General features: G+C 35.4%; 2 protein-coding genes. Both read left to right on the top strand.

The window, feature by feature from the left end; all coding sequences use genetic code 11:
• Positions 1–25 precede the first annotated feature (25 nt).
• Positions 26–1,051, top strand: coding sequence for a GNAT family N-acetyltransferase (locus tag AC1DO4_RS27660; protein WP_477421001.1), 1,026 nt, complete (start codon positions 26–28; stop codon positions 1,049–1,051).
• Positions 1,052–1,151: 100 nt separating this feature from the next.
• The gene (locus AC1DO4_RS27665; RefSeq protein WP_477421002.1) at positions 1,152–3,035 is read left to right on the top strand and encodes a polysaccharide biosynthesis protein; all 1,884 of its coding nucleotides are present in this window, start codon (positions 1,152–1,154) and stop codon (positions 3,033–3,035) included.
• The last annotated feature ends 106 nt before the right edge of the window (positions 3,036–3,141 follow it).

Below are 3,141 nucleotides of genomic sequence, written 5' to 3' on the forward strand. Positions count from 1 at the left end.
TAGCCGGTAAACTTACAATAGAATTATGACAAGAATATTTTCCATCCACGATAAGCGGGAATGGACATTTTACGTCCGTAACGCAGCCGAATACGACTTTTATCATACATGGCATTACCATTCGTTGGAAACAACCGGTAGTCCTGTTTTATTTGTTTACCAGGAACAGGATAATTACATCGCTTTTCCTTTACTTAAACGGGCTATTCCAGGATCGGGGTATTATGATCTGAGCTGTGTTTATGGTTTTTCGGGGCCTGTTTCAAACCAAAAAATAGATCGCCTCGGCAACGCCTTCATGGAAAATTTTAAAAAGGCTTTCCTTGCTTTTCTTTCTGACGAGAACTATATATCGGTATTTACCCGTATGCACCCATTCTATAATCAGCAGCTTCTGCTAAATAAATTTGGTGGTGTGCATGAAAACGGAAAAACAGTGGTAATAGATCTTTCGGAAAGTATAGAACAGCAGCGCCAAAGATACCGGCAAAGTGCCATGGACGCTATAAGGCACGCCTGGAAAAAAGGATTTAGGGTTGAGGAAGAAAAGGGACCTGCCGCATTAGCAACTTTTGTTGAAATTTATACAGAAAGCATGAAGCGGTTAGGGGCATCCAACCAGTATTTGTTTAACGACAGATACTTTTCAAACCTATGCAATACCAGTGAATATGATGCCCGCATCCTGATGGTTTATGATGGCGATACGGTTATGTCAAGTACAATTATAACTTTTACCAATGGTATTATCCAGGCGCACCTGGTTGGCACACGCGCTGAATATCTGCAACAAAGTCCAACAAAATTTCTGGTTGATGAAATTACACAAATTGGCAGGATAGAAGGTATGAGGTATTATAACCTGGGTGGCGGTCTGGGTTATAAACAGGATAAACTTTTTGATTGGAAATCAGCCTTTTCAGACCAGCATATTGATTTTAAAAGTTGGCGTTTTATAGCTAATCCTGCAGTTTATCAAAATTTACTGGATGAAAAAGGTATTAATGAAAGTGCTGAGATAGATTTTTTTCCGCTATACAGGTATGCATAATTTTAATGTTTTTAAATAAGTATTGGACATGATATACATTAGAAATTTAATATTTCAGGACAAATTCCACTCAAGATGGTTGATTCTGTTAACCGATCTTATGATCGTCCTGTTGGCACTATGCCTGTCTTTTTACCTTAAAGACAAACTTGATTTTAAAGAAAGCAATATTTACTATATTACATTTTACTGTAGTAACGCTATATTGATATTTCTGTTCATGCGTATCCATACGCATATAATAAGGCATTCCAATACCAGGGACATGTTACGCATACTTGTTGCTGTTTTGGTTAGCAATGCCGCCTTTTTGTTGATTTATCATATTTTATTTGCTTCTTACCTTAAAATTAGTCTTAAAGGCCTTGGGGATATTTTATTGATTAACTTTTTTATATCCTCATCATTATTAATGGGAATGCGTATAATAATTAAGGATGTTTTTAAATACTTTGATGAGCCGGGTTATAAAATTATAAAAGAGAACGTTTTAATTTATGGTTCAGGAACTCCATCTATCCTGATTAAAAATGCCCTGGAAGCTCAAAAAGGTTTTATGATAAATGTACAGGGATTTATAGATACCGACGCCGATAAGGTTTACAGCTGCATTGAACAAAAACGTGTATATCCGATAAAAGCAATAGAGAAGTTAAAAAATAAATTTTCTATAAAAACAATGCTTATAACATCCGAGGATATAAAAATTGATGGTAAAAGAATAGCTGTTGAAAAATGCGTTGAGCTTGGTATAAAAGTAATAACAGTTCCGCCATCAGATCAATGGATAAATGGTGAGCCAAATTTAAGGCAGTTTAAGGATTTAAAAATAGAAGATCTTTTGGAGCGTAAGCCTATCAACCTTTGTAATAAACATGTTTTAGCTGATATTCAAAATAAAAGGGTTTTGATCACAGGCGCCGCGGGTTCAATTGGCTCGGAGCTTGTGAGGCAAATATTAAGTTACAATCCGGAGTATGTAGTGTTATGTGATCAGGCTGAAACTCCCTTACATGATATTCAATTAGAAGTAGAGGATAGTACATATGCCGATAAAATCAGAATATTTATAGCAGATATCCAAAATGCAAGTAGAATAAGAACTTTATTTGATTTGTATAAACCTCAAATTGTTTTTCATGCCGCAGCGTATAAACACGTGCCCATGATGGAAAATAACCCTACCGAAGCTGTGTTAACAAATATTTGGGGTACAAAAAATTTAGCAGACATTTCTGTTGAATTTGGTGTGGAAAAGTTTGTGATGATATCAACAGATAAGGCAGTTAGGCCCACAAATATTATGGGGGCTTCCAAACGCATTGCCGAAATGTATATTCAATCTTTAAACAATGTGCTTTTTGAAAATCATTTTTTCTGTTCGGATCCGGTGTGCGAGTCTGTGAATCAAACTAAATTTATTACAACCCGCTTTGGCAATGTACTGGGATCAAATGGATCTGTAATACCGAGGTTTAAAGCACAAATTGAAAAAGGCGGCCCGGTTACCGTTACACATCCCGATATTACAAGGTATTTTATGACAATACCTGAAGCTGTACAGCTTGTACTTGAAGCTGCAGTAATGGGCAACGGGGGCGAAATATTTTTATTTGATATGGGTGAACCCGTTAAAATAGCCGATCTGGCCGCCAATATGATCAAATTAGTAGGCTTGGTTCCCGGAAAAGACATAGAAATTATTTATACAGGTTTAAGGCCAGGTGAAAAACTATATGAAGAACTGCTTAATGTAGAAGAAGAAGTAATACCTACCTATAATAAGGATATAAAAATTTCAAAAACTATACCTAATAGTTACCCCGAGGTCAACAGGGTGATTAAGGAACTCCTGGAGCTTAATCTGCAAAATAATGTTGATATAATGGTGACAAAAATGAAGACCATCCTGCCCGATTTTATTAGCAATAATTCACAATATGAAAAGCTGGATGTTAAGCTAATTAATGATTATCATATTTAATGAGTGTTTTAAAACATGATCCATATCATGTTTTAATGGTTGATTTCGTTTAGGGATAATTAATTAATTATTTGCAATTTTAGAAAATAGTAATTTGTGAAATTTA

The organism is Mucilaginibacter sp. P5_A6 (assembly GCF_056400585.1).